This window comes from Kitasatospora sp. NPDC001132, from assembly GCF_053598415.1.
Genome location: NZ_JBSFKF010000003.1, coordinates 308,826 through 333,365, shown reverse-complemented (window position 1 = coordinate 333,365; position 24,540 = coordinate 308,826). Strand labels below are relative to the sequence as shown.

Sequence of the window (24,540 nt, the reverse complement as noted above, 5' to 3'; positions counted from 1 at the left end):
CCCACCGGGCCGTGCCCCCGGCGCAGCCGGAAAGCCCGGCCGTCCCAGTAGACTTCCGGGGTGGCCGGGCGGATCAGGGACGAAGACGTACAGGCGGTGCGCAGCGCACTGCCGATCGACGCGGTGGTCGGCGACTACGTACAGCTGACCAACGGTGGCGGCGGCGAGTACAAGGGCGTCTGCCCCTTCCACGACGAGAAGTCCGCCTCCTTCTACGTGAACCCCGCCAAGGGCGTCTTCCACTGCTTCGGCTGCCAGGAGAACGGCGACACCATCGCCTTCCTGATGAAGATCGAACACTTCACCTTCGCCGAGGCCGTCGAGCGGATGGCCGCCCAGGCCGGCATCACCCTGCGCTACGAGGAGGGCGGCTACAGCCCGCGCCACCAGCAGGGCGAGCGGACCCGGCTGGTCGAGGCGCACAAGGTGGCCGCCGCCTACTACCGGGAGCAGCTGGCCTCGCCGGAGGCGGAGATCGGCCGCCGCTTCCTGGCCGAGCGGGGCTTCGACGAGGAGGCCGCGACGGCCTTCGGCGTCGGCTACGCCCCCGCGGGGTGGGAGCACCTGGTCCGCTACCTGCGCGGCAAGGGCTTCACCGACAAGGAGATCCTGCTGGGCGGCCTCGCCTCGCAGGGCCAGCGCGGCGGCCTGATCGACCGCTTCCGGGGCCGGCTGGTCTGGCCGATCCGGGACATCGCGGGCGAGGTGGTCGGCTTCGGCGCCCGCCGCCTGCGCGAGGACGACAATGGTCCCAAGTACCTCAACACCCCCGAGACGCCGATCTACAAGAAGTCCCACGTGCTGTACGGCCTCGACCTGGCGAAGAAGGAGATCGCCAAGTCGGGCCGCGCGGTGGTGGTCGAGGGCTACACCGACGTGATGGCGTGCCACCTGGCCGGGGTCACCTCGGCGGTGGCCACCTGCGGCACCGCCTTCGCCGAGGACCACATCAAGATCATCCGCCGGCTGCTGATGGACACCTCGCACAGTGCCAGTGGTTTGGGGCGGGGCGAGACCGTCTTCACCTTCGACGGCGACGCGGCCGGCCAGAAGGCCGCCCTGCGCGCCTTCGAGGACGACCAGAAGTTCGCCGCCAAGACCTCCATCGCGGTCAGCCCGGGCGGCATGGACCCGTGCGAGCTGCGCCTGGCCCAGGGCGACGAGGCGGTCAAGCACCTGATCGACAACCCGGTCCCGCTGTTCGAGTTCGCGCTGACCTCGGTGGTGGCCCGGCACCGGGTGGACACCCCGGAGGGGCGTTCGGCGGCGCTGGAGGAGGCGGCCCCGATCGTCGCCAAGATCAAGGACCGCTCGATCCAGCACGAGTACGCCGTCCGGCTGGCCGGCATGCTCGGCATCCTGGACGAGCAGTTCGTCGTCCGCCGGATCTCCCAGCTGGCCCGCTGGGACCGCGAGCGCCAGCAGAACCCGCGCGGCGCGGCCGCCCAGCGCCGCCCCGAGCCGGCCCAGCCGCAGCGCCCCGCGCAGCCCGTCTTCCGGCTCAATCCGCGCGACCCGGCCCAGTTCGTCGAGCGGGAGCTGCTCAAGCTGGCGCTCCAGCACCCGGACCTGGTCAGCCCGGCCTTCGACCACTACGGCGACGACGAGTTCCCGACCCCGCCGTACACCGCCGTCCGGCAGGCCATCGCCAAGGCCGGCGGCGCCGCGTACGGGGCGACCCTGCCCGACTTCACCAGCGCGGTGCGCGAGGCGTCCCCGGACGACCGGGTGCGCTCGCTGGTCACCGAGCTGACCGTCGAGCCGGTGCGCTCGCGCCGCAAGGCGGACGCGATCTACGCGGGGGAGTTCCTCGTCAAGCTGCGCCTGCTGGCGGTGGACCGGCGGATCACCGAGGTCCGCGGCTACCTCCAGCGGCTCGGCCCCCGGGCCGAGGCCGAGCAGCTGCACGCGGTGCAGACCGAGCTGTGGCAGCTCCAGCAGTACGGGCAGCAGCTGCGCAGCCGGGGTGCGGCGGCGCTGTAGCGCCTCCCGCGGACCACCACGGGAACCGCACGCAGAAAGTCGGCGCACGAGTCTCGGCCACGGAGTGTGGCGTACCGCACACTGGAGGGCGTCCCACCTCCGTACAGCGCGGGTCCGCCAGAGTCGCGCCCGCCCCGAGGGGATGCCCGTGGAGCAAGGCGTCGTCGCAGCGACCACCACCAGTACGAGAGCGAACCCGGCCGGGCGGCAGGGGGCCGGGGAACAGGAGACCCACCACGGCCGGGCCGGGGCGCCACCCCCGGACGGTGCCCGGGTCCCCGCCCAGGGCCTGCCGGAAGGCCACCCGGACGGCCCGGACGGCCCGGACGGCCCGGACGGCCCGGACGGCCCGGACCCCGGGCCAGGATCCGAACTCGGGGCCGAGCCGGGCTTCGACGCGCGGGCCGGGGCCGAGGACCAGGACGAGCGCCGCGGGCCCGTCGACGACACCGGGCCGGCCGCCGACCTGCTGCGCCAGTACCTGCGCGAGATCGGCCGGATCCGGCTGCTCACCGCCGAGGAGGAGGTCGAGCTGGCCCGCCGGGTGGAGGCCGGCGTCTTCGCCGAGGAGCGGCTGGACGGCGACCCGCCGCCGCCCGACCCGCTGGCCGGCGAGCTGGACGCCCTGGTGGTGCGGGGCCGGATCGCCAAGCGCCGGCTGATCGAGGCGAACCTGCGGCTGGTGGTCTCCGTCGCCAAGCGCTACGTCGGCCGCGGACTGACCCTGTTGGACCTCGTCCAGGAGGGCAACCTGGGCCTGATCCGGGCGGTGGAGAAGTTCGACTACACCCGCGGTTTCAAGTTCTCCACGTACGCGACCTGGTGGATCCGGCAGGCGATGAGCCGGGCGCTGGCCGACCAGGCCCGGACGATCCGGGTGCCGGTGCACGTGGTCGAGCTGATCAACCGGGTGGTCCGGGCGAAGCGCGCCCTGCTCCAGGAGCGCGGCCGGGAACCGACGGCGGCCGAGATCGCCGCCACCCTGGAGCTGACCGAGGAGCGGGTGCGCGAGCTGCTCCGGCTGGCCCAGGAGCCGATCTCGCTGCACACCCCGGTCGGCGAGGAGGACGACGTCGCGTTCGGGGACCTGATCGAGGACGCCGACGCCGCCTCGCCCGCCGAGTCCGCGACCTTCCTGCTGCTGCGCCAGCACCTGGAGGCCGTCCTGGCCACCCTGGGGGAGCGGGAGCGCCAGGTCGTCCAGCTCCGCTACGGGCTGGACGACGGCCGCCCGCGCACGCTGGAGGAGATCGGCGCGGTGTTCGGCGTGACGCGGGAGCGGATCCGCCAGATCGAGTCGAAGACCCTGGTCAAGCTCCGCGACCACGCCTACGCCGAGCAGCTGCGCGGCTACCTCGACTAGGAGGCGGGCTGGGAGGGGCCCGCCGACTGGGACGGGCCCGCCGGCTCGGTGGGAGTCACCGGTTCGGTGGGCGCCGCCGGTTCGGTGGGCGCCGGGGCGGCCGGCGTGGCCGGGGCCGGGGTCGTCGGGGCTCCAGCACCGGCGCCCGGCGGGGGAGAGGCCGCTCCGATCGGGATCGGGGTGGAGGCCACCACCGCGGCCAGGTCGGAGACCACCGCGGTGCAGTCGTGCCCGGCCGGCTGGTACCCGCAGACCTGGAAGGTGACGGCCGGGTCCGCCGCGTTCAGCATCGGCGAGTAGTTGTCGTAGCCCCAGTGGATGAGTGCCGTCTCGCTGTCGCCGTTTCCGTCGGTGATCGTCGCGTAGTCCTTCGGCTGGCCCTCGGTGATGGCCGCCCAGGCGGCCCGGCAGGTCTGGCTGTACCGGAGGTAGACGACCACCTTGCCGATCACCTGGGTCTGCAGGGTCCGGGCGTCCTTGCCGCAGCCGGTGGTCTTCGGGTCCTTGTGGGCGCAGCCGACGCCCTGGCAGGCCGGATCGCTCTTGGCGGTGGCAGCGGTGGCGGCGGGCGACACTGCCGGTTCGGCGGCCGCCGAGGCCTGCCCGTCGTGCCGGTCGAACCGCAGGCCCACCAGGACCAGCAGCAGCGCCAGCCCGGCCGCGCCGGCGAGCAGCGCCGCCGGGCGCCGCCACCAGGCGAGGGTGGCGGGTCCCGGCTCCTGCCCGGACACCGCTGCCTCGTCGGCGGGTTCCTCCGCGGGGGCTTCCCCGGCGCCCGGGGGCTCCTCGGCGACGGCCGGCCGCTCCAGGCCGCCGCCCTCGCTCTCGCCTTCGGCCCTGCCCGCGGCCGCGTCCGTGCCCGCGTCCGTGCCCGTGGCCACCGCCGGGGCCGCCGTCGACGGCTCCGCCATCGCCCTGCGCCACAGCGCCCGCAGCGCGGCCCCGTCGCAGTCGACCGTCCCGACCAGCGCCTCCAGCGCCTGCTCGGTGACGATCCGTTTGCCGTTGAGCCAGCGCTCCCAGGAGGCCCGGCTGTAGTGCGTCCGGGTGGCCAGCTCGGACAGCGAAAGCCCGGCGGCGTCCTTGATCGTCCGGAGCTCCTCCGCCAGGCGTCGGGCGGGCTCGGTCAGCTCCTCGGGCAGCTGCTTCCAGGCGGAACCCACTGCGGCGCTCCAAACTCGAGAAACGGGGGCGGGGAACGGGTGAGCGACGGGGTCCGGGCCCGGGCCGTCCGGCGTCTGCGCTTCTCAAACCTGACCGGCCTGCCGTCCCAAACCCCAGGTCATGGCGCTGAGACGGACGGAAGTGTCTCACAACCCCCGGAGGTGCTCGAACATTCACGTGATCGTCGTGCAGAGTTCTCTGGCCGATGCGGTTCGCCCGTCAGCGAACGGTTCGGACACCGATCGACGACACGTCGTCGGTCCGCATCCGGTCCCGGTCCCCCACCGGGCCGGGGCAGCCTCGCGGGGGGAGGCTGCCCCGGCCCGACCGGGACGCTCCGGCGGGGAGGGCGCTTCACCGCCCCTCCCCGCCGTGACCTCTCCCCAGGAGCGCGGACCGGGAGTGCGGACCGGGTGTGCGGACGGCGTGGGCGAGCGGTCAGTGGTGGAAGCCCGGCCGGGGCGGTACCCCGAGTTCCTGGAGCGGGACGGGCTGGCGCCGCAGCTCCGGCAGCAGCCGGCCGAGGTCGGCCAGCAGCAGGTCGGCGAGGTCCCGGGAGAAGCCGTTGCGGCAGACCACCCGGAGCACCGACAGGTCCTCCCGGTTCGCCGGGAAGGTGTACGCGGGCACCTGCCAGCCGCGCTCGCGCAGCCGCCGGGAGACGTCGAACACGTCGAACGGGAGGCCCTCCTCGGTGGTGAAGGCGAACACCGGCAGCTGGTCGCCCCGGGTCAGCAGCCGGAAGCCGCCCAGTTTCTCGATCTGCCCGGCCAGGTAGGTGGCGACCTCGCGGCAGGCGCCCTGGACGGCCTGGAAGCCCTCCCGGCCGAGCCGCAGGAAGACGTAGTACTGGGCGACCACCTCGGCGCCGGGGCGGGAGAAGTTGAGGGCGAAGGTCGGCATCTCGCCGCCCAGGTAGTTGACCCGGAAGACCAGTTCCTCCGGCAGCGCCGCCTTGTCGCGCCAGAGCGCCCAGCCCACGCCCGGGTAGACCAGGCCGTACTTGTGGCCGGAGGTGTTGATCGAGGCCACCCGGGGCAGCCGGAAGTCCCAGATCAGCTCCGGGTCGAGGAAGGGCGCCACCATGCCGCCGGAGGCGCCGTCCACGTGCACCGGGATGTCGATGCCGGTGCGCTCCTGGTAGGCGTCCAGGGCCGCGCAGATCTCCGCGACCGGCTCGTACGAGCCGTCGAAGGTGGATCCGAGCACGCCGACCACACCGATGGTGTTCTCGTCGCACAGTGCGACCGCCTGCTCGGCGTCCAGGTGGAAGCGGGTGCCCTCCATCGGCGCCTGGCGTGCCTCGATCTCCCAGAAGTTGCAGAACTTCTCCCAGCAGACCTGCACGTTGGCGCCCATCACCAGGTTGGGCCGGGCCCCGGCGGCGTAGCGGTCGGCGTTGCGGCGCATCCACCGGCGCTTGAGCGCCATGCCGGCCAGCATGCAGGCCTCGCTGGAGCCGGTGGTGGAGCAGCCGACCACGGCGTCCGGGTCGGGGGCGTGCCAGAGGTCGGCGAGGATCGCCACGCAGCGCCGCTCCAGCTCGGCGGTCTGCGGGTACTCGTCCTTGTCGATCATGTTCTTGTCGAGGCACTCGGCCATCAGACGGGCGGCCTGGGCCTCCATCGAGGTGGTGACGAAGGTCGCCAGGTTGAGCTTGGCGTTGCCGTCCAGCATCAGCTCGTCGTGGACCAGCTGGTACGCGGTGTCGGCCGTGACCGGTCCCTCGCCGAGTCGGTGCAGCGGCGGGGCCAGCTCCATCGAGCCCAGCGGGTCGGCGATCGTCGGGTACGGGCCCATGCTCAGCCGGCGGTCGCCGCCGGCTCCCCTGTGCAGCGCCATGGCGTCCTGCCGTCCTTCGCGTTCGGTGGCCGTGTCCCGTCCCACGCTGCCACCGGCCACCGGGTGACGCATCTTCACCGGCTGCTTCGAGCCAGGGGCGGGCCGGCCCCGTCCGGGGTCAGCCCGCGACCTCCGGGTGGATCTGGTCGCGGGCGGCCCGGTACTGCTGACGCACCGCCGAGCCGATCGCCAGGTCCTGCTCCCCGTCGGGCTCGACGGTCTCCGCGTCCGGCAGCTCCCAGGCCGGCGGCTCCGGGGTGCCCGCCAGCGCCCAGGCGGCCTGCCGGGCGGCCCCGCGGGCGGCGTGGGCGCCCGGCGGCGGCACCACGACCGGGACGCCGAACAGCATCGGGGCGATGTGCCGCACGGCGGGCAGCCGCCCCGCGGTGCCGAGCAGGAACACCCGCTTCACCGCGACGCCCCGGGCGCGCAGTACGTCGAGGGCGTCGGCGATGTTGCACAGCATGCCCTCGACGGCGGCCCGGGCCAGGTGCTGAGGGGTCATCGCCTCCGCCCGAAGGCCGGTCAGGGTGCCGGCCGCGTGCGGCAGCGCGGGGGTGCGCTCGCCGTCCAGGTACGGCAGCAGCACCAGGCCGTAGGCGCCGGGGGTGGAGTGCAGGGCGAGGTCGCTGAGGCCCTCCAGGTCCCGGCCGAGCAGGGCGGCGGTGGAGCGCAGCACCTGGGCGGCGTTGAGGGTGGCGACCATCGGCAGGTGCCGGCCGCTGGCGTCGGCGAAGGAGGAGACCAGGCCGGAGGCGTCCACCACGGCCTCCTCGTGCACCGCGAAGATCGTCCCGGCGCTGCCGAGCGAGACCACCGCGTCGCCCGGGCCGAGGCCCAGGCCCAGCGCGGCGGCCATGTTGTCCCCGGTGCCGGCCGAGATCAGCAGGCCCTCGGGGGTGTGCCCGGCGGGCTCCGCCGGGGGCAGGACGTCGGGCAGCCGGAGTTCGTGGCCGAGCGCCAGTTCCACCAGGTCCTGCCGGTACTCGCCGGTGATCGGCGACCAGTAGCCGGTGCCGGAGGCGTCGCCGCGGTCGGTGGTGCGGCGCTTGGGGTGGCCGAGCAGCTGCCAGACCAGCCAGTCGTGCGGCAGCAGCACCTCGGCGACCCGGCGGGCGTTGGCCGGCTCGAACTCGGCCAGCCAGCGCAGCTTGGCGATGGTGTACGTGGGGGCGGGCACGGCGCCGATCGCGGCGGTCCAGGCGGCCGCGCCGCCGAAGGCGTCCAGCAGCTTGGCGGCGGCGCCGCTGGAGCGCGGGTCGTTCCACAGGATCGCCGGCCGGACCTGCACCCCGCCGGCGTCCAGGCCGATCATCCCGTGCTGCTGGGCGCTGACCCCGATCGCCCGGACGCCCTCCAGCAGGCCGCCGGTCGCGGCGTCGCCGAGCGAGTGCAGCCAGACCTGGGGGTCGGCCTCGCCCGGGCGCAGGTCCTGGTCCTCGGGGACGGGATGGGGCGCCTTGCCGGAGCGCAGGAGGGCACCGGTGTCGGCGTCGCACGCCACGATCCGGGTGCGGTTGGTCGAGCTGTCTATCCCCGCGACGATGGCCATGCCGAGATCATGCCTCAGCCGGACCCTGGACGCGTCCGGGCCGGGCGGGCCGTTGCCGCTTCGCGACCCCGGGTGGGGCTTCGCTTCGCCCTGTGGTCACCGTCCCGTCACGGACGGGAGGTAGGCCGCCAGGGGCGTGTGTCACGTGACACACGTCCCCGGCGCGCCGTCACGGGCGGAACGTGCCCCAGCCGTCGTCGTCCGTCCGGGCGCGGTTGAAGTACGGCACCCGGTCGGTGACGGCGTTCGGCAGCCGGTCGCCGACCCGGTCCGCGACCGCGCCGGCCGCCTTCCCGGCCACGGCTCCGGCCTGCTGCCGGGCCCGGTCGGTCGCACCCTGGACCGCGGGGTTCCGGGCGATCTGCCGGGTGACCTTGGCGATCTGTTCGTAGCGCTGGCGCCCGGCCCGCGAGCCCAGGACGTAGCCGGCCGCGAAACCCGCGGCCAACGACAGCTTCCACATGATCGGATCCACCCTCTCCTGGCGGCTTCTGCCGCATTGCCCTACCCGTCAGTCGGGACGGCGAACCGTCCGCGCCCCAGCATCCCCGCCCCCGCCGGCGGGCGCGCGCGGGGCGCGCCGGGCGGCAGCCGGGCGGCAGCCGGGAAAGCGATTGGCGGACCACCCCCCCGAGTGCGCTAATGTATGTCCCGCAGCGAGCGCCGAGGAGCCCGGGAGACCGGGGGCCGGAGCGGAAGCCGATCCCCCATAGCTCAATTGGCAGAGCAGCCGACTGTTAATCGGCAGGTTATTGGTTCGAGTCCAATTGGGGGAGCTCGGGAGAAGGTCCCTTCGGGGCCCGGTTCCCGTCCGTGGTACGGAAGTCGAGTGCCGCGATCCCGCATAGCTCAATTGGCAGAGCAGCCGGCTGTTAACCGGCAGGTTATTGGTTCGAGTCCAATTGCGGGAGCTGCACCGGGTCCGCCCGGTGACTGCTCAGAGCGAAGGCCCCTCGGTCGACCGGGGGGCTTTCGTGTTTCCGTCCTCCGGCTTCGCGGAGTGACGTGCGCGACACCGCCCCCGGCAGGTCGTTGGGTCAGGTGGTCGCCTTCCGGTAGAGGTCGGCGACCCGCTGGTCGAAGGCGACGCTGTACGAGGTGCCGGGGGTGTCCCCGCCCTCCTGGTAGCCGCCGATCACGCCGACCACCGCGCCGTTCGCGGCCACCCACGGGCTGCCGCTGGTGCCGTCGGTGTAGCCGCCGCAGTCGAAGCGCGCCTGGGTGGGGCTCTGTGAGCTGGTCCGGGCCGCGCAGGTGATCGGCTCGTCACTCTCGTTCGGGTAGCCGGTGACCGAGACGGACAGCCCGAAGCCCTGGCCGGTGCCGAGCGGGTTGCCGCCGACCGTGTCCTCGATCTGCCGGCCGTCGAGCATGCCCACCGTGACGAAGGCCACGTCGTACTCGGGGTCGTCCTCGGCCGCCCAGTGCGGGTCCACCGTGATCGCCTTCACCGGCCAAGTCCCGTACGGGGTGTACCCGTTGCGGTAGCCGGGGGTGAAGACCAGGCCGTCCAGCAGGCCGATCCGCCGGCTCTGCACGCAGTGCGCCGCGGTGACCAGCAGGTTGCCCCGGGGGCTGTGCACCACGCTCGCGGTGCAGGCCCGCGGGCCCTGCGCGGTGCGGATGGAGAGGGTGCCCACCCGGTCCCCGGCCGGGCTCTGCTGCGCCACCTCGGCGGTGGGCGCCCCCTCCTGCCCGCCGCACGCGGTGCCGACGGCCAGCAGCAGGGCGGCCAGCGCGGCCGTTCGAGCCGTGCGCGCGGGCCGGGCCGGGCGGGGGGCCATCGGGGCTCCGTCTCGTTCCTCGGGGCGGGCACCGGGGCCGTGCGTTCCGCCGTTCGTGAGGAAGATCTACCAGGCCGTGCCCGGCGGCGCCACTGCCGCGTGCCGGGCCCGCCGCCGGTCACCCGGTGGCGCGGTCGTACAGGGCCTGGACGCGGTCGCCGAAGTAGCTGCTGTACGAGGTGTCCGGGCTGCTGCCGCCCTCCTGGTAGCCGCCGATCACGCCGACCACGGTGCCGGTCCTGGTGGCCGGGTCGAAGTCGGTGACCCAGGGGCTGCCGCTGGTGCCGCCGGTGTAGTCGGGGCAGTCGATCCGCAGCTGGGTGGGGCCCTGCGGGGCGGTGGTGTTGGAGCAGGTGATCGGGACGCCGCTGCTGCTCGGGTAGCCGGTGACCTTCACCGGGAGCCGGTAGCCCCGGTTGACGCCGAGCCGGTTGGCGCCGAGCACCTGTTGGACCTGCAGCCCGTTCTGCGCCTGGACGATCGCGAAGGCGACGTCCACGTCCGGGTCGGCGTGGTCGTTCCAGCCGTCGTCCACGGTGACGGCCAGCAGGGGCCAGATGCCGCTGGGGGTGTCGCCGTCGCGGTAGCCGGGGACGAAGACCAGGTCGCTGCGCCGGCCGAGCCGGGGGTCCCAGACGCAGTGGGCGGCCGTGACGACGAGGTTGAGCCCGGCGCTGTCGACCACGCTGGCGGTGCAGAAGTGGTCGCCGTCGGCGTTGCGCGTGAACACCGCGCCGACCAGGCCGTTGAGCACGGTGGGCTTGGCGGTGCGGGTGACGCCGGTGTGCCGGTCGGCCGCGCTCCTGAGCCGCTGCCGGTTCCAGCCGTGGCGGTCGGCGGAGGCGGCGGTGGGCGGCGCCGAGGTGACGGTCGGGGCGCTCCCGCCCGGCCCCGCCGCGGTGGTGCAGCCCGCCGCGGCCAGCACCAGTGCGAGTGCCGCGGCCGCCGCTCCCCTCCCACGTGTCGTCATCCGTCCAGGCTGCCCCGGACGGACGCCCCGCCGCCACCCGGGCTGCGCCGACCGGGAGTCGAGCACCGTCGCGTACCCAGCTGCGCCCCCGGCGCGCACCACGGGTGATCGACCGGCTATGCTGCCCGGGACGGCCTCGCTGGGGCCGTCTGCTGCTGCCGTGCCGACGACCGGCGCGTGCGGCGAACCGGGGCGGTAGCTCAGCCGGTTAGAGCAGGGGACTCATAATCCCTTGGTCGTGGGTTCGAGTCCCACCCGCCCCACCTTCTCGATGTGCGACGAGCGTCGTACGCGTCTCTCGCGGGCGGGCCGCCGGGCCGGAGCCCCGCCGCCCTTTCACCGCCTGCGACGTCGCAGAGTCTAGGCCGCGGCCATCCCCTTTCCCGGGTGGCGCGCCGGAATTCACCCGCCCGTGGGCATCGGCCCCGACTCTCCCTGACGCCTGTCCGTCGCCTCCCCGCGGCGCTCCTCCCCTTTCCCCGTTGCCGGACGCTGGCGCCGTGCGCGCAAAAAGTGATATCACTTTGACAGCTGAAGCGGGCACCCGCGCAGCGGACATCACCATTGGGGGAGTCGGTCCCATGACCACACTGCGTTCCGCCGTCGAGGACGGCCCTGTCCTGGACCTTCCGGTCCCCAAGTTCACCGAACGGGCCATCACCGGGGCGGCTGGACTGCCGGTGCTCGGCGGCACCCTGCTCGGCCTGCTCGCCGGCGTCGGCTCGTTCGTCGTCGGCGCGGCCCAACTGTCCGTGAAGACCAACAGGTTGGGCATCGCCCTGGTGGTCGTCGGACCGCTGCTGGTGCTCGGCTCGGTGCTGCTGATGTGCGGGCTGACGGTGGTCTCGCCCGGCCAGGCCCGGGTGGTCCAGCTGCTCGGGCGCTACCGCGGCACCGTCCGCGCCGAGGGCCTGACCTGGCTGAACCCGTTCACCAGCCGGCGGCGGATCTCCACCCGGATCCGCAACCACGAGACCGAGACCACCAAGGTCAACGACGCGGACGGCAACCCGATCGAGATGGCCGCCGTGGTGGTCTGGCAGGTCGAGGACACCGCGATGGCGATGTTCGAGGTGGACGACTACGCCGACTTCGTCGCCATCCAGACCGAGACGGCCGTCCGGCACATCGCCACCAGCTACCCCTACGACGCCCACCACGAGGGCCAGTTGTCGCTGCGCGACGGCGCGGACGAGATCGCCCGCAAGCTCTCCGCCGAGATCTCCGCCCGGGTCGCCTCGGCCGGGGTGCGGGTCATCGAGTCCCGGATCACCAGGCTCGCATACGCTCCGGAGGTCGCCCAGGTGATGCTCCAGCGCCAGCAGGCCGGGGCCGTGGTCGCGGCGCGCAGGCTGATCGTCGAGGGCGCCGTCGGTATGGTCGAGGAGGCGCTGGACCGGCTCGCAGAACGCGATGTCGTGGAGCTGGACGAGGAGCGCAAGGCCGCCATGGTGAGCAACCTCCTGGTGGTGCTCTGCGGCGACCGCGGCACCCAGCCCGTCGTGAACACGGGCTCCCTCTACCAGTAAGGCGAGGCCTTGGCGACGGAACGGAAGAAGATCCTGTTGCGACTGGACCCTTCAGTTCACGACGCGCTGGCCAGATGGGCCGGGGACGAACTGCGCAGCACCAACGCCCAGATCGAGTTCCTGCTCCGCCGCGCCCTCACCGACGCGGGACGGATGCCCAGCGGTGCGGCCCGGCTTCCCCGGCGCGGCCGCCCACCAAAGGAGAGCCCGGAGAGCGGCGAGTCCGGCGAGGACTGACCGCGGACCGGGGCTCGGAGAACCTTCGGAGACCAAAGATGGACCTGCCCGGCAACCTGCCCGAGAAGCTGTACCTGCTCGCCTACGACCCGCGGCGCGAGCGCACCACCCGGAACTCCTCGCTCAACCTGCTGCTCCAGGCGGCGGCGCTGACCGAGCTGCTGCGCCGGGGCCTGCTGTACGAGGAGGGCCGCAAGGCCGTCGCCCGGGCCCGCGGCGGCGCGGCCGAGGAGGGCCTCGATCCGTACAGCGCCCGTCTGCTGGGCCAGATCAGGGAGAGCCGGCCGCACAGCTGGAACTCCTGGGTCAGCCGTGCCAGGAGCACCGGCCGCGACCAGCCGGTCCGCCGGGTCAGGGACGGTCTGGCGGACTCCGGCCGGCTCACCCTCCGGTCGCACCGGGCGGCCGGGCTGTTCCCGGTGACCCTGGTCACCCTGACGGATCCGGGGGTCCGCGAGGCGCTGGCGGCCTCCGTCACCGGGGCGCTGACCGGGCCGCTCAGCCGGGTCGACCCGGCCGACGCGGCGCTGACCGCCCTCGTCGCGGCGGGCCGCCTCGGCTCGGTCCTGAACGGCAGGCAGCGCCGGGAGCACCGCGGCCGGATCGCGAAGCTGGCCCCGGCGGCCGGCCCGGTCCCGCGCGCGCTCGGCACGGCGCTGGCCTGGCGGATGGCGGGCCACGCGGCGGAGAGCGCGGCCCTGGGCTGACGGTCCGTCCGCGGGGGAGACGGCGCGCAAGGGGGGCGCGGAGCCCGGTCACCGGTCCGGTGACCGGGCTCCCGGCCGTCCGGGCGTACGGACGTACCGGCCCGTAAGCTGGCCGGATGCTCGAACCCGCCCTGCTGCCGACCCCGCTGGTGGACTGCACCGACGAGGCCTACGCCCGGGCCGGCGTGGAGCTGCGGCTGAAGCGGGACGACCTGCTGCACCCGACCGTCCCCGGCAACAAGTGGCGCAAGCTGGCGCCCAACCTGGCCGCCGCCGTGGAGCAGGGCCACACCCGGCTGCTGACCTTCGGCGGCGCCTACTCGACCCACCTGCGGGCCGTCGCGGCCGCCGCCGGGGCGCTCGGACTGGAGAGCGTCGGGCTGGTCCGCGGCGAGGAGCTGGCCGACCGGCCGCGCAACTGGTCGCTGCGGGCCGCCGAGGCGGCCGGGATGCGGCTGGAGTTCCTGACCCGGGCCGAGTACCGGGAGGCCACCGGCCGGGCCGAGGGGGAGCACGGCACGGATGCCCTGCTCCGCCGCTGGGGCCCCTGCCTGGTGCTCCCGGAGGGAGGCTCCAACGCCCTGGCCGCCGTCGGCTCGGCCGCGATCCCGGCCGAACTGCCCGGTCTCGGCGAGCGGGACGTGGTCTGCTGCCCGGTCGGCACCGGCGGCACCCTGGCCGGCATCGCGGCCGGCCTGCCGGCGGGCGCCCGGGCGCTCGGGGTCGCCGTGCTGCGCGGCGGCGAGGGCTACCTGGAGGCGGAGGTCACCCGGCTGCACCGGGCCGCCTACGGGCGGGGGTTCGACAACTGGCGGATCGACCACGCGCACCACGGCGGCGGCTACGGCAGGGTCCCGGCCGAACTGGCCGCCTTCGCCGAGCGGTTCGAGCGCCGCCACGGCATCCCGCTGGAGCGCCGCTACGTCGCCAAGCTGCTCGCCGCGCTGGCCGACCTGACGGCGGAGGGAGCCTTCCCCCGCGGCACCCGCCTCACCGCCGTCGTCACCGGGCTGCCGGATCCGCGGTAGGGCCGCCCCGGCTCCGACGCGGACGGCCCGCGCTCCCGCCGTTCGGCGGGGAGGGCGGGCCGTCCGTCCGGCGGGAGGGCGCGATCAGCCGAAGGTCAGGTTCGCGCACGGGTCGGTGTCGGCGTTGCGGGTGTTCTCCGCTATGCCGGTGGGGATGCCGCTCGGCAGGCCCGGGGCGGTGCCGGGGATGCTGCCGGCGGTGGCGCCCGGGGCGGCGCCCGGGGTGGCAGCGGCCGGGAGGCCGGGCTCCGGGCTCGGGGCGGCCACCGAGTCGGTCCGGGTGGCCGTCGCGCGGTAGTCGGCGCCGAGGGTGACGGTGATCGCCTCCGTGCCGGGCTCCTCGACCGTGGTGGCGCCGGGAAAGAGCGCCGCGACCTGGTCGGCGGTGGCCTTCAGCGCGGGGTCGTAGGCGACCCGGGTCGTCTGCCGCCCGGCGGAGGTGTGGCCCAGCGTGACGTTGCGGAACCCGCGCGCCTTGAGTGTGTCGGCGCCGGAGCCGGCCAGGCCGGGCGTGCCGACCCCGTTGACCACCGTGATCGGCGCCGCGGCCTGCTCCGCGGTGAGCGGGGTGCCGGGGGCCGTCGCGGCGGCGCCCGGGTCGGCGGTGGGGGAGGAGGCCGGCTGGCCCGTCCCGGAGGTGCTCTGCCCGTCCAGGGTGCGGTCCTCGCGCAGCAGCTTCCAGAGGGTGTCGGCGTCCGGCTGGACCAGCCGCACCCGGTCGCCGGCGAAGCGCCAGGGGGCGGTGACGAAGGAGACGTCGGAGAGTTTGATGTCCTGGATCGAGTGGGCGAAGTCCACCAGCTTCATCGCGGTGCCCAGCCCCTCGTCCACGGTGAGCGACTTGGTGGCCGCGTCGGCCAGCGGCAGCAGGGTGGGCAGCGAGAAGCCCTGGCTCTGCACCTTCTTGATCATCGAGGAGAGGAAGGCCTGCTGGCGCTTCATCCGGCCTATGTCGGAGTTGTCGCCGATGCCGTGGCGGGCCCGCAGGTAGTCCACCGCGGACTGCCCGGAGAGCTTCTGGAGGCCCTTCTTGAGGTGTATGCCGTACTGGTTGACGTCGTTGGGGACGCAGGCGTCCACGCCGCCCACGGCGTCGGACATCGCGGCCGCGCCCTTGAAGTCGACCACGACGGTGTGGTCGACCCGCAGTCCGGTGAGCTTCTCCACGGTGTTCTGGGTGCAGGCCGGGTTGCCCTTCTCGGCCAGGCCCACGGTGAAGGCGGAGTTGAACATCTGGTCGGTCTTCGGCGCCGTCCAGGTGCCGTTCGGCAGCTTGCAGGACGGGATGGTGACCAGGGTGTCGCGGGGGATCGAGACGCCGACGGCGTGCTTGTGGTCGGCGTAGATGTGCACCAGGATCGCGGTGTCCGAGTGGCCGACGCCCTCGTCGCCGCCGCCCAGCGAGTCGTTGCCCTCGTCGCGGGTGTCCGAGCCGAGCAGCAGCACGTTGACCGGTACGGAGGCGCCCGGGCTGACCGGGACGGGGGCCGGCGGGCGTTCCGTGGCGACGCCGCCCGGGTCGAAGGTGGTGATGTTGTTGTCCAGCCGGTGGTAGAACCAGGCTCCGGCGCCCACCACCGACAGCACCAGTACGGCGGCCAGGCCGATGGCGGTCCGCAGATAGCGGCGCCGGCGCGTGCTGCTGCTCATCCTCCGTGCCCCCCGTCTTCAGGTCTCTCGCGTTCGATGTTCGAACGTTAGACGTTCCGGGAGGCGGTTCGGTTACCCCCCTGGGGCCTACGAGCAGCCCCCGGGTCCTGTGATGCTGGTCACGCGCCGGGGCCGGAGGCGCCCGCGAGCATCCTGCGGAGCAGGTCGCGCAGCGCGGTCCGCTCGTCCGGGCCGAGCGCGGCCAGCGGCTCGCGGGCGAAGTTCAGCGACTCGCGGAGCTCCTCGGAGGCGGCCGAGCCGGTGTCGGTGGCGGCGACGAGCTTGACCCGGCGGTCGTGCCGGTCGGCCTCGCGGGTGACGAAGCCGCGGGATTCGAGCCGGTCGACGATGCCGGTGATGTTGGACGGCTCGCAGCTGAGCGTCTGGGCGATCTGGCGCATCGGCATCGGCCCGCGCCGCAGGAGGGCGAGCACCTTGGCCTGGGCGCCGGTGAGCGAGCGGGCGGCGGCGGCGTCCTCGTACTCGCGGTGGAACAGCGCGACCAGGTTGGCCATCAGGTCGACGACCTCGCGGGTGATCTCGTCGGGCTGCGGCGCGGCGTCCTCGACCGGCTGGGTGTCCATGGTCGAGAGTCTACCTGAAAAGTTGACAATGTGAACCTTTCATGCCCATCGTTACTTCAGTTGCTCAACCTTTCAGGCGTTCGAACCTCATCCGAACCCGCGTCCCGACCCGCCCCCGAACCGCAAGGAGCACACCCATGGCAGAGCAGGCCGCCGCCCCCGCGACCGCCCGTGAATGGCACCTCGTCGCCCGCCCGCAGGGCTGGCCGGTGCCGGCCGACTTCGCCCTGGTCGAGGCCCCGGTCCGCACCCCGGGCCCGGGCGAGATCCTGGTCCGCAACGCCTACCTCTCGGTGGACCCGTACATGCGCGGCCGGATGAACGACGTGAAGTCGTACGTCCCGCCGTTCCAGCTGGGCCAGGCCATGGACGGCGGCGCGGTCGGTCACGTCGTCGCCTCCGGGGCCGAGGGCTTCGCCCCGGGAGACGCGGTGCTGCACGGGCTCGGCTGGCGCGAGTACGCGACGCTGGACGCCCGGCACGCGGTCAAGGTCGACCCGGCCGCCGCCCCGCTCTCCGCCTACCTCGGCGTGCTCGGCATGCCCGGCCTGACCGCCTACTCCGGGCTGCTGGCCGTCGGCGGCCTCAAGGAGGGCGACAGGGTCTTCGTCTCCGGCGCGGCCGGCGCGGTCGGTTCGCTGGTCGGCCAGATCGCCAGGCTCAAGGGCGCCTCGCTGGTGGTCGGTTCGGCCGGCTCGGCGGAGAAGGTGGCCAAGCTGGTGGACGAGTACGGCTTCGACGCGGCCTTCAACTACAAGGACGCCCCGGTCGCCGAGCAGCTCGCCCAGGCCGCCCCGGACGGCATCGACCTCTACTTCGACAACGTCGGCGGCGACCACCTGGAGGCCGCGATCGGCGCGTTGAACGTGCACGGCCGCGCGGTGCTCTGCGGCGCGATCGCCCAGTACAACGACACCGCCGCACCCGCCGCCCCGCGCAACCTCGCGCTCGCCATCGGCAAGCGGCTGCGCCTGGAGGGCATGCTGGTGAGCGACCACGCGGGGCTCCAGCAGCAGTTCGTCGCGGAGGTGGCCGGCTGGTTGAAGTCCGGTGAACTGCACACCGAGGAGACCGTGGTGGACGGCGTGGAGAACGCCGTCGAGGCCTTCCTCGACCTGCTGCGCGGCGTCAACACCGGCAAGATGGTCGTCCGCCTGGGTGACTGACGAACCGTCAGGCATTCTGATCGCCCCGCCGCCCCGACCGGGTGGCGGGGCGTTCGTCATGGGCGGACCGCCGCCGGGCGCGGGTGTCGGGGGACTACCGCATTCCGGCCGGATCCGAAAGTGCGTCATCCATCCCGTGGCGCCGCGCGGTACGGTGGTTCGGCCGGTGATGGGGCCGTTCGGGGGAGAGATCCGGCCGAGGGGTAGACCTCGTTGAGGATTCGACTAGCATTGAGCGAAAGCCTGTCCGTTTTGCTCAATTTAGTAGCTTAATGTCAGCTAACGTGAGTAACTGCGGATCAACTGCAGGCACGAGGCAGCTGGGGAAGGCGACCCTCGTCCACAGCCTGGAGGTCCCGGTGACGACACGTGGAGTCCTGTACGTCCACTCCGCGCCCCGCGCGCTGTGCCCGCACGTCGAGTGGGCCGTCGCGGGGGTGCTCGGTGTGCGGGTGAGCCTGGACTGGATCCGCCAGCCGGCCGCACCCGGGCACTGGCGCGCCGAGCTCTCCTGGCAGGGGGAGCCCGGTACGGCCTCGAAGCTCGCCTCCGCGCTGCGCGGCTGGCAGTTGATGCGCTACGAGGTGACCAGCGAGCCCTGCGCCACGGCGGAGGGGGAGCGGTACAGCAGCACGCCCTCGCTGGGCATCTTCCACGCCGTCACCGGCATCCACGGTGACATCCTGATCCCCGAGGACCGGTTGCGCGCCGTCCTGGTGCGCGCCCGCAGCGAGGGGGCCGACCTGGAGGCCGAGGTCGCCCGGCTGCTCGGCAAGCCCTGGGACGACGAGCTGGAGCCGTTCCGGTACGCGGGCGAGGGTGCACCGGTGCGCTGGCTGCACCAGGTGGTCTGAGACCCGCCCGGGGGCCGTACCGGGGACGTGCGAAGGGGCCGGCGCTCGCGGAGAGCGCCGGCCCCTTCGTCGTGGGCGTCAGCGGGTGCGGAAGGCCAGCACCACGTTGTGGCCGCCGAAGCCGAACGAGTTGTTCAGCGCGGCGATCCGGCCCTCGGGCAGCTCGCGGGCCTCGCCGCGGACGATGTCGGCGTCCACGTCGTCGTCCAGCTCGTCCACGTTGATGGTCGGCGGGGCGACCCGGTGGTGCAGCGCCAGCACGGTGGCGACGGTCTCGATGCCGCCGGCGCCGCCCAGCAGGTGACCGGTCATCGACTTGGTGGCCGAGACGGCGATGTGGTCGAGGTCGTCGCCCAGTTCCTTGCGCAGCGCCTTCAGCTCGGCGGTGTCGCCCTGCGGGGTCGAGGTGGCGTGCGCGTTGACGTGCACGATCTCGGCCTTGTCCAGCTCGTTGCGCTCGAACAGGTCGGCCAGCGCGCGGGCCACGCCGGCGCCGGTCGGCTCGGGCTGGGCGATGTGGTGGGCGTCCGAGGACAGGCCCTGGCCCACGGCCTCGCAGTAGATCCGGGCGCCGCGCGCCTCGGCGTGCTCGACCGACTCCAGCACGACCACGCCGGCGCCCTCGCCCAGCACGAAGCCGTCGCGGGCCTTGTCGTACGGGCGGGAGGCACGCTGGGGGTCGTCGTTCTTCTTGGACATCGCCATCATGTTGGCGAACGCGGCGATCGGCAGCGGGTGGATCGCCGCCTCGGTGCCGCCGGCCACCACGACGTCGGCGCGGCCGGTGCGGATCATCTCGATCGCGTAGCCGATCGCCTCGGCGCCGGAGGCGCAGGCGGAGACGGGGGTGTGCACGCCCGCGCGGGCGCCGACCTCCAGGCCGACGTTGGCCGCCGGGGAGTTGGGCATCAGCATCGGGACGGTGTGCGGGGAGACCTTGCGGGCGCCCTTCTCCTTCAGCACGTCGTACTGGTCGAGGAGGGTGGTCACGCCGCCGATGCCGGAGGCGATGACGGTGCCCAGGCGCTCGGGGGCGAGCTTGGAGGACTCGTCGGTGGCGGGGGTCTCGAAGCCGGCGTCGGCCCAGGCCTCGCGGGCGGCGATCAGCGCGAACTGGGCCGAGCGGTCCAGCTTGCGGGCCAGCGGGCGGGGAAGGATGTCGCCGGGCTCGACGGCGGTCCGCGCCGCGATCTTCACCGGCAGGTCCTCGGCCCACTCCTCGGTCAGGGCCGCCACGCCGGACGTGCCCGCGACCAGGTTCTCCCAGGTGCTGGCGGCGTCGGCGCCCAGCGGCGTGAAGGCGCCGATACCCGTGACGACCACGGTGCGATTTTCAGCGGTCACTGGTTTCTTCTTCTCTCACGTGTGCGGGGGTCGGCGGCGTGCCGAGGATGGGCCCGGCCGGGCGCCCGGTGAGGGCGTCCCGGCCGGAGAGGCCGGCCAGGCTCGACGAGCCGGGCCGACCGGTCAGCCCGGGCCGGCGTACGGGACGCCGGACGGGCTGGCCGAGTCGAACGAGTCGGTCGCTCAGGCGTTGAGGATGTAGTCCACCGCGTCGCCGACGGTCTTCAGGTTCTTGACCTCGTCGTCCGGGATCTTGACGTCGAAGCGCTCCTCGGCGGCCACGACGACCTCGACCATGGACAGCGAGTCGACGTCCAGGTCATCGGTGAAGGACTTGTCGAGCTGGACGTCCTCGGTCGGGATACCGGCGATCTCGTTGACGATCTCGGCGAGACCTTCCAGGACCTCGTCCTTGGTAGCCATACTGGCTGCTCCTCTTCGGTGTTGAACGTGTCCGGCCGGCGGCCGGGCACAGGCTTGTGGACGGCGCGAACGCGCCTAGGGGAGAGTAACGACTGCGGCGGCGTAGACGAGACCCGCCCCGAACCCGATGATCAGGGCCAGGTCCCCGCTGTGGGCCTCACCGCTCTCCAGCATGCGCTCCATCGCCAGCGGGATGGAGGCGGCGGAGGTGTTGCCGGTCTCGGCGATGTCGCGGGCGACGGGCACCGAATCCGGCAGCTTGAGCGCCTTGATCATGGCATCCGTGATCCGCATGTTGGCCTGGTGGGGGATGAACGCGCCGAGCTGGTCGGCGGTGATCCCGGCGGCGTCCAGCGCCTGCTGGGCCACCTTGGCCATCTCCCACACGGCCCAGCGGAAGACCGGCTGGCCGTCCATCTTCAGGGCCGGCCACTTCGTCTCCTCGCCCGCGCCGTTGACGGCGTCGGACTTGGCGAAGGCGGTGTCCCAGGCCTGGGTCTGGGTGATCAGCTCGGCCTGCGAGCCGTCCGAGCCCCAGATCAGCTTGCCGATGCCGGGCGTGTCGGACGGGCCGACGATCGCGGCGCCGGCGCCGTCGCCGAAGATGAAGGCGGTGGAGCGGTCCGACTTGTCGGTCAGGTCGCTGAGCCGCTCGACGCCGATGACCAGCACGTACTCGGCGTTGCCGCCGCGGATCATGCCGTCGGCCAGGCCCAGGCCGTAGCCGAAGCCGGCGCAGGCGGCCGAGATGTCGAAGGCCGGGGCGGTGCCGCAGCCGAGCCGCTCGGCGATCTCGGTGGCGATCGCGGGGGTCTGCTTGAAGTGCGAGACGGTCGAGACGATCACGCCGCCGATCCGGTCGGCGGTGATCCCGGCCTGGGCGATGGCCTTGCCGGCCGCCTGGACCGACATCTCGGCGACGGACTCGTCCGGGCCGGCCCAGCGGCGCTCGGCGATCCCGCTGCGGGTGCGGATCCACTCGTCCGAGGAGTCGATCCACTCCAGGACCTCGGAGTTGGGGACGACCCGGACCGGACGGTAGCCGCCGACGCCGTGGATGCGCGCGTACTGCGCGCCGTTCACCGGGCGGATCTGGGGCTTGGTCATGCCTGGGTCTCCTGCTCCTGACCGCCGTGCTCCGCGACGAGCGCGCGGGCCTTGTCGAGATCGGCGGGGGTCTTGAGGGCGAGCGTGGCCACACCCTTGAGGTTGCGCTTGAGCAGCCCGGTGAGGGTGCCCGCGGGGGACAGCTCGATCACGGCCGTCGCGCCCAGCTGCCCGAGGGTCTCCATGCAGAGGTCCCAGCGGACGGGGTTGGAGACCTGCGACACCAGGCGCGAGAGCACCTCGGCGCCGGACTCCACGACCGCGCCGTCCTTGTTGGAGACGTAGCGGACCAGCGGGTCGGCCGCGGTCAGGGTCGGGGCCAGCTTGGCCAGCCGCTCGACGCCCGGGGCCATGTGCTCGGTGTGGAAGGCACCGGCCACCTTGAGGGTGATCAGCTTGGCGCGCTCCGGCGGGTCCGCCTTCAGCGCCTCCAGCTGGGCCAGCGTGCCGGCGGCGACGATCTGGCCGCCGCCGTTGTTGTTGGCCGCGGTCAGGCCGTGCTCGGCGAGCTTCGCCGCGACCTCCTCCGGCTCGCCGCCGAGCACGGCGAGCATGCCGGTCTCGGTGACGGCGGCGGCCTCGGCCATGGCCTGACCGCGCTCGCGCACGAAGGCCAGCGCGTCGTGGGCGGTGAGCACCCCGGCGCCGGCGGCGGCGGTGATCTCACCGACGCTGTGGCCGGCCACGGCACCGACCAGCTTGCGGGCGACGTCCTCGTCCGGGAACAGCTCCCGGGCGGTCACCAGACCGGCGGCGACCAGCAGCGGCTGGGCTACGGCGGTGTCCTTGATCTCCTCGGCGGACGCCTCGGTGCCGGCGTGCACCAGGTCGAGCCCGGCGACCTCCGACCAGCCGCGCAGGCGGTCGGCGACGCCGTCGAGCTCCAGCCAGGGGCTGAGGAAACCGGGGGACTGGGCACCCTGTCCAGGGGCGACGATTACGAGCACGGTTCAACCCTCTCTCGCCAGGCGCCCAGGGGCGGGTAGGCGACGGTAACGAAGAAAACCATCCGGGATTGTATGGTCCCTACACTCCGGCTCAGCCGGGCTCTCCGACGGCGCCCAGCCGGCCGAGGGCCAGCGCGATCCGCAGCGTGAACGCCGAACGTACGTCGGAGGGGGCGTACCCCGTGACGTCAGTCACACGTCGCAGCCGGTAGCGCACCGTGTTGGGGTGCACAAAGAGCATCCGGGCCGCGCCCTCCAGCGAGGAGGCCTGCTCCAGGTAGACGCTCAGCGTCTCCAGCAGGGCGGAGCCGGCCTCGTCAAGCGGTGTGTAGATCTCCTCCACCAGCTGACGGCGCGCGGCCTGGTCGCCGGCCAGCGCCCGCTCGGGCAGCAGGTCGTCGGCCAGCACCGGGCGGGGGGCGTCCGGCCAGGCGGCGCAGGCGCGCAGGCCTGCCGCGGCGGCGTGGGCCGAGCGGGTCGCGGAGAGCAGGTCGGGCACGGTCGGGCCGACCACCACCGGGCCCGGCGCGAACTGGCCGATCAGCGCCCGGGCCGCGTGCACCGGCTCCTTGTCGCCGCCGACCACGACCACCAGGCGCTTGCCCAGCACCCCGGTCAGCACGTTCAGCTTGGCGTACCGGGCGGCCCGGCGGATCGCCTCGACCACCAGTTCGCTGTCGCCGTCCGGCGCGCTGCCCATCACCACCCGGACCTGGCTGGGCTGGCCCCAGCCGAGCGCCGCGGCCCGCGAGAGCACGCCCTCGTCGGCGTCGCCGGACAGCAACGAGTTGACCACCAGCGCCTCCAGGCGGGCGTCCCAGGCGCCGCGCGCCTCGGCGGCCTGGGCGTACACCTGGGCGGTCGCGAAGGCGATCTCCCGGGCGTAGACCAGCACCGACTCGCGCATGTCCGCCTCGTCGCCGGGCGCGGCCACCTCCTCGATGGCCTCCTCCATCACCTCGATCGTGGTGCGGATCAGCTCGACGGTCTGGCGCAGGGTGATCGCCCTGGTCAGCTCGCGCGGGGCGGTGCCGAAGACGTCGGTGGAGATCGCCTGGGCGGCGTCGGGCTGGCGGTACCACTCGGTGAACGCGGCGATGCCGGCCTGGGCGACCAGGCCGATCCAGGACCGGTGCTCCGGCGGCATCCGCCGGTACCAGCCGAGCTGGTCGTCCATCCGCGAGATCGCGGCGGTGGCCAGCTTGCCGGAGGACTTCTCCAGCCGCTTGAGCGTCGCCGCCCGGCGCTCGGCGCGCTCGGCGGCGTTTCTGCGCTCCTGCGCGGTCAGGCGGGGCGCCGCGCGGCCCGGGCGGTCGCGGCCCGACCGGGCGGTCGGGCTCTTCCCGGTGGGGTCGGGTGCGGGGCTGGAGCTGGGGTCGTTCGTGGAGTTCGTGGAGGCGGCTGGCACAAGGACAAGACTGCCTCACGTGAGTGACTGCTCGTGCACAATCCCCGGCGGAGCGGCACGGTGGCAAGAGTCACACTCCGACGCCCACCCACTACGGTGGGGGCGTGAACGAAGCCGCCGCCCGCCCCCGTGCCGACCTGCGCCGCACCGCCGAGCGCTACCGTTCCGCCCCGGCCGAGGGCGTCGAGACCAGGCACGCGTTCTCCTTCTCCGGCCACTACGACCCGAAGAACACCCACTTCGGCGCGCTGCTCGCGTGCAACGAGGAACTCCTCGCCCCCGGGGCCGGGTTCGAGGAGCACAAGCACCGGGACACCGAGATCCTCACCTGGGTGCTGGAGGGCGCGCTGGCCCACCGCGACTCGCAGGGCCACAGCGGGGTGGTCCGGCCCGGGATGGTCCAGCACCTCAGCGCCGGCTCCGGCGTCACCCACACCGAGCGCAACGTCGGCGGCGCCACCGGTCCGGTCCGCTTCGTCCAGATGTGGCTCCAACCCGACGAGTTCGACGTGCCCCCCGCGTACGGTCTGCGCAAGGTGGAACCGGCGGACGGCGGGTTGACGCTGCTGGCCTCCGGGCTGGAGCGCGACGCCGGGACGGACGCCCTGCGGCTGCGCCGCGGCGACGCCGCGCTCTGGCTGGCCACCGCCGGGCCGTGGCAGCCGCTGCCGCCGCTGCCCGAGGCGCCCTGGCGGTACGCGCACCTGACGGCCGGCTCGCTGGGCTACCGGACCGTCCCCGGGCCCAAGGGCGCCGGCCGCTCGATGGTGCCGGGCGACAGCGTACGGATCACCGGCGAGGCCTTCGCCGACCCGGCGGCGGGCGAGACCGGCGCCGAACTCCTGCTCTGGGAGATGCACTCGCCGGTCTCGTACGGCTAGCGCTGGCCGTACGGCTC

General features: G+C 73.7%; 22 protein-coding genes and 3 tRNA genes. 12 read left to right on the top strand and 13 right to left on the bottom strand.

Annotated elements, in window-relative coordinates; genetic code table 11:
* Positions 1–60: 60 nt before the first annotated feature.
* On the top strand, positions 61–1,983 hold the full coding sequence (gene dnaG / locus ACWDBE_RS06105) for a DNA primase (protein ID WP_449789135.1): 1,923 nt from the start codon (positions 61–63) through the stop codon (positions 1,981–1,983).
* A gap of 289 nt (positions 1,984–2,272) precedes the next feature.
* Positions 2,273–3,346 (top strand): RNA polymerase sigma factor, encoded by a 1,074-nt coding sequence (locus tag ACWDBE_RS06100; protein WP_449789262.1) that lies wholly within the window; start codon positions 2,273–2,275, stop codon positions 3,344–3,346.
* On the opposite strand, the gene ACWDBE_RS06095 is transcribed toward ACWDBE_RS06100, so the two are convergent.
* The 4 genes from ACWDBE_RS06095 to ACWDBE_RS06080 form a co-directional block, all read right to left on the bottom strand.
* Entirely contained in the window at positions 3,343–4,509 is a 1,167-nt protein-coding gene (locus ACWDBE_RS06095; RefSeq protein WP_449807368.1) for a DUF2690 domain-containing protein, read from the bottom strand. The two genes, ACWDBE_RS06100 and ACWDBE_RS06095, sit on opposite strands and share 4 nt — an antisense overlap.
* 439 nt (positions 4,510–4,948) lie before the next feature.
* The gene (locus ACWDBE_RS06090; RefSeq protein ID WP_449789137.1) at positions 4,949–6,352 is read right to left on the bottom strand and encodes a glutamate decarboxylase; all 1,404 of its coding nucleotides are present in this window, start codon (positions 6,350–6,352) and stop codon (positions 4,949–4,951) included.
* A gap of 118 nt (positions 6,353–6,470) precedes the next feature.
* Positions 6,471–7,904, bottom strand: coding sequence for an FGGY family carbohydrate kinase (locus ACWDBE_RS06085; protein WP_449789138.1), 1,434 nt, complete (start codon positions 7,902–7,904; stop codon positions 6,471–6,473).
* A 169-nt stretch (positions 7,905–8,073) separates the two neighbouring features.
* Positions 8,074–8,379: a hypothetical protein gene (locus ACWDBE_RS06080; RefSeq protein WP_449789139.1), complete on the bottom strand. Its 306-nt coding sequence runs from the start codon at positions 8,377–8,379 to the stop codon at positions 8,074–8,076.
* Between the two features lie 228 nt (positions 8,380–8,607).
* Between ACWDBE_RS06080 and ACWDBE_RS06075 the strand changes: the two genes are divergently transcribed.
* Both ACWDBE_RS06075 and ACWDBE_RS06070 read left to right on the top strand, forming a co-directional pair.
* Positions 8,608–8,680, top strand: a tRNA-Asn gene (locus ACWDBE_RS06075).
* Positions 8,681–8,742: 62 nt separating this feature from the next.
* Positions 8,743–8,815: transfer RNA gene (locus ACWDBE_RS06070), tRNA-Asn, on the top strand.
* Positions 8,816–8,941: 126 nt separating this feature from the next.
* Here ACWDBE_RS06070 and ACWDBE_RS06065 read toward each other — a convergent pair.
* Together ACWDBE_RS06065 and ACWDBE_RS06060 are read right to left on the bottom strand one after the other, a co-directional pair.
* Positions 8,942–9,688, bottom strand: coding sequence for a trypsin-like serine peptidase (locus ACWDBE_RS06065; protein ID WP_449807367.1), 747 nt, complete (start codon positions 9,686–9,688; stop codon positions 8,942–8,944).
* A gap of 118 nt (positions 9,689–9,806) precedes the next feature.
* Positions 9,807–10,658, bottom strand: coding sequence for a trypsin-like serine peptidase (locus ACWDBE_RS06060; protein WP_449789141.1), 852 nt, complete (start codon positions 10,656–10,658; stop codon positions 9,807–9,809).
* A gap of 189 nt (positions 10,659–10,847) precedes the next feature.
* Here ACWDBE_RS06060 and ACWDBE_RS06055 point away from each other — a divergent pair.
* The 5 genes from ACWDBE_RS06055 (at position 10,848) to ACWDBE_RS06035 (ending at position 14,159) form a co-directional block, all read left to right on the top strand.
* Positions 10,848–10,921 (top strand) — tRNA-Ile (locus ACWDBE_RS06055).
* A 318-nt stretch (positions 10,922–11,239) separates the two neighbouring features.
* Positions 11,240–12,187: an SPFH domain-containing protein gene (locus ACWDBE_RS06050; RefSeq protein WP_449807366.1), complete on the top strand. Its 948-nt coding sequence runs from the start codon at positions 11,240–11,242 to the stop codon at positions 12,185–12,187.
* A 9-nt stretch (positions 12,188–12,196) separates the two neighbouring features.
* The gene (locus ACWDBE_RS06045) at positions 12,197–12,424 is read left to right on the top strand and encodes a hypothetical protein (RefSeq protein ID WP_392869752.1); all 228 of its coding nucleotides are present in this window, start codon (positions 12,197–12,199) and stop codon (positions 12,422–12,424) included.
* A gap of 38 nt (positions 12,425–12,462) precedes the next feature.
* Positions 12,463–13,131, top strand: coding sequence for a GOLPH3/VPS74 family protein (locus ACWDBE_RS06040; protein WP_449789143.1), 669 nt, complete (start codon positions 12,463–12,465; stop codon positions 13,129–13,131).
* A gap of 116 nt (positions 13,132–13,247) precedes the next feature.
* Positions 13,248–14,159 carry a 1-aminocyclopropane-1-carboxylate deaminase/D-cysteine desulfhydrase gene (locus ACWDBE_RS06035; RefSeq protein WP_449807365.1) on the top strand — a complete coding sequence of 304 codons (912 nt, stop codon included), beginning with the start codon at positions 13,248–13,250 and terminating at the stop codon, positions 14,157–14,159.
* Between the two features lie 84 nt (positions 14,160–14,243).
* On the opposite strand, the gene ACWDBE_RS06030 is transcribed toward ACWDBE_RS06035, so the two are convergent.
* Together ACWDBE_RS06030 and ACWDBE_RS06025 are read right to left on the bottom strand one after the other, a co-directional pair.
* Complete coding sequence (locus ACWDBE_RS06030; RefSeq protein WP_449789145.1) at positions 14,244–15,809, bottom strand: LCP family protein; 1,566 nt, start codon at positions 15,807–15,809, stop codon at positions 14,244–14,246.
* A gap of 119 nt (positions 15,810–15,928) precedes the next feature.
* Complete coding sequence (locus ACWDBE_RS06025; protein WP_449789146.1) at positions 15,929–16,393, bottom strand: MarR family winged helix-turn-helix transcriptional regulator; 465 nt, start codon at positions 16,391–16,393, stop codon at positions 15,929–15,931.
* A gap of 137 nt (positions 16,394–16,530) precedes the next feature.
* On the opposite strand from ACWDBE_RS06025, the gene ACWDBE_RS06020 reads away from it, so the two are divergent.
* Positions 16,531–17,559, top strand: coding sequence for an NADP-dependent oxidoreductase (locus tag ACWDBE_RS06020; RefSeq protein ID WP_449789147.1), 1,029 nt, complete (start codon positions 16,531–16,533; stop codon positions 17,557–17,559).
* Positions 17,560–17,918: 359 nt separating this feature from the next.
* Positions 17,919–18,413: a DUF3145 domain-containing protein gene (locus tag ACWDBE_RS06015; protein ID WP_392869740.1), complete on the top strand. Its 495-nt coding sequence runs from the start codon at positions 17,919–17,921 to the stop codon at positions 18,411–18,413.
* Positions 18,414–18,491: 78 nt separating this feature from the next.
* Here the strand turns inward: ACWDBE_RS06015 and fabF are convergent, their stop codons facing one another.
* From fabF to ACWDBE_RS05990, 5 genes are all read right to left on the bottom strand, one after another.
* Positions 18,492–19,757, bottom strand: coding sequence for a beta-ketoacyl-ACP synthase II (gene fabF, locus ACWDBE_RS06010; protein ID WP_449789148.1), 1,266 nt, complete (start codon positions 19,755–19,757; stop codon positions 18,492–18,494).
* A 183-nt stretch (positions 19,758–19,940) separates the two neighbouring features.
* Positions 19,941–20,180, bottom strand: a complete 240-nt coding sequence (locus ACWDBE_RS06005; RefSeq protein WP_355251392.1) for an acyl carrier protein — start codon at positions 20,178–20,180, stop codon at positions 19,941–19,943.
* Between the two features lie 75 nt (positions 20,181–20,255).
* On the bottom strand, positions 20,256–21,287 hold the full coding sequence (locus tag ACWDBE_RS06000; RefSeq protein WP_449789149.1) for a beta-ketoacyl-ACP synthase III: 1,032 nt from the start codon (positions 21,285–21,287) through the stop codon (positions 20,256–20,258).
* Positions 21,284–22,234 (bottom strand): ACP S-malonyltransferase, encoded by a 951-nt coding sequence (locus ACWDBE_RS05995; protein WP_449789150.1) that lies wholly within the window; start codon positions 22,232–22,234, stop codon positions 21,284–21,286. Before ACWDBE_RS05995 ends, ACWDBE_RS06000 begins: the two co-directional genes overlap by 4 nt.
* Before the next feature lie 91 nt (positions 22,235–22,325).
* Positions 22,326–23,522: a PucR family transcriptional regulator gene (locus ACWDBE_RS05990; protein WP_449789263.1), complete on the bottom strand. Its 1,197-nt coding sequence runs from the start codon at positions 23,520–23,522 to the stop codon at positions 22,326–22,328.
* Positions 23,523–23,746: 224 nt separating this feature from the next.
* Here ACWDBE_RS05990 and ACWDBE_RS05985 point away from each other — a divergent pair, with 224 nt between their 5' ends.
* Positions 23,747–24,523, top strand: a complete 777-nt coding sequence (locus ACWDBE_RS05985) for a pirin family protein (protein ID WP_449789151.1) — start codon at positions 23,747–23,749, stop codon at positions 24,521–24,523.
* The last annotated feature ends 17 nt before the right edge of the window (positions 24,524–24,540 follow it).